Here is a 5,538-nt window from a genome sequence, read left to right on the forward strand (position 1 = left end):
CAGCGGTTACGCTTCAGTTCATCGAAGCCCGAAGGAGTTGGTAAGGTGTCTTGTTTTCGCCTTATTAACGGTTCGATCTTCTCGGTCGAAAGCGGAGAAAAAGAGGTGTTGACAGCAGCGTGTAACGCTGTAGAATTCGCCTCCCGCTGACGAGAGATCGGAAGCGCAAGTGGTTGAAGTTGCAAAGGAAACTTTGAAAACTTCTTAAAATAACCGCTTGACAGATACAGAGGCTGCTGTAGAATGCGCGCCTCGGTTGAGACGAAAGACTTAACCAACCGCTCTTTAACAACTGAATCAAGCAATTCGTGTGGGTGCTTGTGGAGTCAGACTGATAGTCAGAAAGATTATCAGCATCACAAGTTACTCCGCGAGAAATCAAAGATGTAACCAACGATTGCTGAGCCAAGTTTAGGGTTTTCTCAAAACCCAAAGATGTTTGAACTGAAGAGTTTGATCATGGCTCAGATTGAACGCTGGCGGCAGGCCTAACACATGCAAGTCGAGCGGTAGAGAGGTGCTTGCACCTCTTGAGAGCGGCGGACGGGTGAGTAATGCCTAGGAATCTGCCTGGTAGTGGGGGATAACGTTCGGAAACGGACGCTAATACCGCATACGTCCTACGGGAGAAAGCAGGGGACCTTCGGGCCTTGCGCTATCAGATGAGCCTAGGTCGGATTAGCTAGTTGGTGAGGTAATGGCTCACCAAGGCGACGATCCGTAACTGGTCTGAGAGGATGATCAGTCACACTGGAACTGAGACACGGTCCAGACTCCTACGGGAGGCAGCAGTGGGGAATATTGGACAATGGGCGAAAGCCTGATCCAGCCATGCCGCGTGTGTGAAGAAGGTCTTCGGATTGTAAAGCACTTTAAGTTGGGAGGAAGGGTACTTACCTAATACGTGAGTATTTTGACGTTACCGACAGAATAAGCACCGGCTAACTCTGTGCCAGCAGCCGCGGTAATACAGAGGGTGCAAGCGTTAATCGGAATTACTGGGCGTAAAGCGCGCGTAGGTGGTTCGTTAAGTTGAATGTGAAATCCCCGGGCTCAACCTGGGAACTGCATCCAAAACTGGCGAGCTAGAGTATGGTAGAGGGTGGTGGAATTTCCTGTGTAGCGGTGAAATGCGTAGATATAGGAAGGAACACCAGTGGCGAAGGCGACCACCTGGACTGATACTGACACTGAGGTGCGAAAGCGTGGGGAGCAAACAGGATTAGATACCCTGGTAGTCCACGCCGTAAACGATGTCAACTAGCCGTTGGGAGCCTTGAGCTCTTAGTGGCGCAGCTAACGCATTAAGTTGACCGCCTGGGGAGTACGGCCGCAAGGTTAAAACTCAAATGAATTGACGGGGGCCCGCACAAGCGGTGGAGCATGTGGTTTAATTCGAAGCAACGCGAAGAACCTTACCAGGCCTTGACATCCAATGAACTTTCCAGAGATGGATTGGTGCCTTCGGGAACATTGAGACAGGTGCTGCATGGCTGTCGTCAGCTCGTGTCGTGAGATGTTGGGTTAAGTCCCGTAACGAGCGCAACCCTTGTCCTTAGTTACCAGCACGTAATGGTGGGCACTCTAAGGAGACTGCCGGTGACAAACCGGAGGAAGGTGGGGATGACGTCAAGTCATCATGGCCCTTACGGCCTGGGCTACACACGTGCTACAATGGTCGGTACAGAGGGTTGCCAAGCCGCGAGGTGGAGCTAATCCCATAAAACCGATCGTAGTCCGGATCGCAGTCTGCAACTCGACTGCGTGAAGTCGGAATCGCTAGTAATCGCGAATCAGAATGTCGCGGTGAATACGTTCCCGGGCCTTGTACACACCGCCCGTCACACCATGGGAGTGGGTTGCACCAGAAGTAGCTAGTCTAACCTTCGGGAGGACGGTTACCACGGTGTGATTCATGACTGGGGTGAAGTCGTAACAAGGTAGCCGTAGGGGAACCTGCGGCTGGATCACCTCCTTAATCGACGACATCAGCTGCTTCATAAGCTCCCACACGAATTGCTTGATTCATTGAAGAAGACGATTGGGTCTGTAGCTCAGTTGGTTAGAGCGCACCCCTGATAAGGGTGAGGTCGGCAGTTCGAATCTGCCCAGACCCACCAATTACTGGTGCACCCTGTAGCGATACGGGGCCATAGCTCAGCTGGGAGAGCGCCTGCCTTGCACGCAGGAGGTCAGCGGTTCGATCCCGCTTGGCTCCACCATTACAGATTGGTCTCCATCGTTTAAAGCTTAGAAATGAGCATTCCGCCAGAACGGCGATGAATGTTGATTTCTGATCTTTATCAGAATCGTTCTTTAAAAATTTGGGTATGTGATAGAAAGATAGACTGGATAACACTTTCACTGGTGTTTATTCAGGCTAAGGTAAAATTTGTGAGTTTAATCGCGAATTTTCGGCGAATGTCGTCTTCATAGTATAACCAGATTGCTTGGGGTTATATGGTCAAGTGAAGAAGCGCATACGGTGGATGCCTTGGCAGTCAGAGGCGATGAAAGACGTGGTAGCCTGCGAAAAGCTTCGGGGAGTCGGCAAACAGACTTTGATCCGGAGATGTCTGAATGGGGGAACCCAGCCATCATAAGATGGTTATCTTGTACTGAATACATAGGTGCAAGAGGCGAACCAGGGGAACTGAAACATCTAAGTACCCTGAGGAAAAGAAATCAACCGAGATTCCCTTAGTAGTGGCGAGCGAACGGGGACTAGCCCTTAAGTGGCTTTGAGATTAGCGGAACGCTCTGGAAAGTGCGGCCATAGTGGGTGATAGCCCTGTACGCGAAAGTCTCTTAGTCATGAAATCGAGTAGGACGGAGCACGAGAAACTTTGTCTGAATATGGGGGGACCATCCTCCAAGGCTAAATACTACTGACTGACCGATAGTGAACTAGTACCGTGAGGGAAAGGCGAAAAGAACCCCGGAGAGGGGAGTGAAATAGATCCTGAAACCGTATGCGTACAAGCAGTGGGAGCAGACTTTGTTCTGTGACTGCGTACCTTTTGTATAATGGGTCAGCGACTTATATTCAGTGGCGAGCTTAACCGAATAGGGGAGGCGTAGCGAAAGCGAGTCTTAATAGGGCGTTTAGTCGCTGGGTATAGACCCGAAACCGGGCGATCTATCCATGGGCAGGTTGAAGGTTAGGTAACACTGACTGGAGGACCGAACCGACTACCGTTGAAAAGTTAGCGGATGACCTGTGGATCGGAGTGAAAGGCTAATCAAGCTCGGAGATAGCTGGTTCTCCTCGAAAGCTATTTAGGTAGCGCCTCATGTATCACTGTAGGGGGTAGAGCACTGTTTCGGCTAGGGGGTCATCCCGACTTACCAAACCGATGCAAACTCCGAATACCTACAAGTGCCGAGCATGGGAGACACACGGCGGGTGCTAACGTCCGTCGTGAAAAGGGAAACAACCCAGACCGTCAGCTAAGGTCCCAAAGTTATGGTTAAGTGGGAAACGATGTGGGAAGGCTTAGACAGCTAGGAGGTTGGCTTAGAAGCAGCCACCCTTTAAAGAAAGCGTAATAGCTCACTAGTCGAGTCGGCCTGCGCGGAAGATGTAACGGGGCTCAAACCATACACCGAAGCTACGGGTATCACGTAAGTGATGCGGTAGAGGAGCGTTCTGTAAGCCTGTGAAGGTGAGTTGAGAAGCTTGCTGGAGGTATCAGAAGTGCGAATGCTGACATGAGTAACGACAATGGGTGTGAAAAACACCCACGCCGAAAGACCAAGGTTTCCTGCGCAACGTTAATCGACGCAGGGTTAGTCGGTCCCTAAGGCGAGGCTGAAAAGCGTAGTCGATGGAAAACAGGTTAATATTCCTGTACTTCTAGTTATTGCGATGGAGGGACGGAGAAGGCTAGGCCAGCTTGGCGTTGGTTGTCCAAGTTTAAGGTGGTAGGCTGGAATCTTAGGTAAATCCGGGATTCTAAGGCCGAGAGCTGATGACGAGTTACCTTTTAGGTGACGAAGTGGTTGATGCCATGCTTCCAAGAAAAGCTTCTAAGCTTCAGATAACTAGGAACCGTACCCCAAACCGACACAGGTGGTTGGGTAGAGAATACCAAGGCGCTTGAGAGAACTCGGGTGAAGGAACTAGGCAAAATGGCACCGTAACTTCGGGAGAAGGTGCGCCGGTGAGGGTGAAGGACTTGCTCCGTAAGCCCATGCCGGTCGAAGATACCAGGCCGCTGCGACTGTTTATTAAAAACACAGCACTCTGCAAACACGAAAGTGGACGTATAGGGTGTGACGCCTGCCCGGTGCCGGAAGGTTAATTGATGGGGTTAGCTAACGCGAAGCTCTTGATCGAAGCCCCGGTAAACGGCGGCCGTAACTATAACGGTCCTAAGGTAGCGAAATTCCTTGTCGGGTAAGTTCCGACCTGCACGAATGGCGTAACGATGGCGGCGCTGTCTCCACCCGAGACTCAGTGAAATTGAAATCGCTGTGAAGATGCAGTGTATCCGCGGCTAGACGGAAAGACCCCGTGAACCTTTACTATAGCTTTGCACTGGACTTTGAATTTGCTTGTGTAGGATAGGTGGGAGGCTTTGAAGCGTGGACGCCAGTTCGCGTGGAGCCATCCTTGAAATACCACCCTGGCAACTTTGAGGTTCTAACTCAGGTCCGTTATCCGGATCGAGGACAGTGTATGGTGGGTAGTTTGACTGGGGCGGTCTCCTCCTAAAGAGTAACGGAGGAGTACGAAGGTGCGCTCAGACCGGTCGGAAATCGGTCGTAGAGTATAAAGGCAAAAGCGCGCTTGACTGCGAGACAGACACGTCGAGCAGGTACGAAAGTAGGTCTTAGTGATCCGGTGGTTCTGTATGGAAGGGCCATCGCTCAACGGATAAAAGGTACTCCGGGGATAACAGGCTGATACCGCCCAAGAGTTCATATCGACGGCGGTGTTTGGCACCTCGATGTCGGCTCATCACATCCTGGGGCTGAAGCCGGTCCCAAGGGTATGGCTGTTCGCCATTTAAAGTGGTACGCGAGCTGGGTTTAGAACGTCGTGAGACAGTTCGGTCCCTATCTGCCGTGGACGTTTGAGATTTGAGAGGGGCTGCTCCTAGTACGAGAGGACCGGAGTGGACGAACCTCTGGTGTTCCGGTTGTCACGCCAGTGGCATTGCCGGGTAGCTATGTTCGGAAAAGATAACCGCTGAAAGCATCTAAGCGGGAAACTTGCCTCAAGATGAGATCTCACTGGAACCTTGAGTTCCCTAAAGGGCCGTCGAAGACTACGACGTTGATAGGTTGGGTGTGTAAGCGCTGTGAGGCGTTGAGCTAACCAATACTAATTGCCCGTGAGGCTTGACCATATAACACCCAAGCAATTTGCTTAGAAGCAAGTTGCGGTGTGTGAAGACGAAACGAACCGAAAGTTTGCGAACACACAAAGCTATTACATACCCAATTTGCCGAAGCGTCGAAAGACGAGTTGGCACACCGAATTTCTTGACGACCATAGAGCATTGGAACCACCTGATCCCATCCCGAACTCAG

General features: G+C 51.3%; 2 tRNA genes, 2 rRNA genes and 1 pseudogene. 4 read left to right on the forward strand and 1 reads right to left on the reverse strand.

From position 1 onward, the window contains the following. A pseudogene (locus tag J4D52_RS30400) lies at positions 1 to 305 on the reverse strand (hypothetical protein); the annotation flags it as partial. A 136-nt stretch (positions 306 to 441) separates the two neighbouring features. Here J4D52_RS30400 and J4D52_RS30405 point away from each other — a divergent pair. The 4 genes from J4D52_RS30405 to J4D52_RS30420 all read left to right on the forward strand — a co-directional run bounded on the left by J4D52_RS30405 (position 442) and on the right by J4D52_RS30420 (position 5,354). Then, positions 442 to 1,978: ribosomal RNA gene (locus J4D52_RS30405) — 16S ribosomal RNA — on the forward strand. A 65-nt stretch (positions 1,979 to 2,043) separates the two neighbouring features. Then, a tRNA-Ile gene (locus J4D52_RS30410) sits at positions 2,044 to 2,120 on the forward strand. Positions 2,121 to 2,146: 26 nt separating this feature from the next. Beyond that, a tRNA-Ala gene (locus J4D52_RS30415) sits at positions 2,147 to 2,222 on the forward strand. A gap of 240 nt (positions 2,223 to 2,462) precedes the next feature. Beyond that, positions 2,463 to 5,354: ribosomal RNA gene (locus J4D52_RS30420) — 23S ribosomal RNA — on the forward strand. The 16S and 23S rRNA genes sit together here with 2 tRNA genes alongside, the layout of an rRNA operon. Positions 5,355 to 5,538: the final 184 nt, after the last annotated feature.

This window comes from Pseudomonas sp. GW460-12-10-14-TSB1, from assembly GCF_017349775.1.
GTDB classification, from domain to species: domain Bacteria; phylum Pseudomonadota; class Gammaproteobacteria; order Pseudomonadales; family Pseudomonadaceae; genus Aquipseudomonas; species Aquipseudomonas piscium.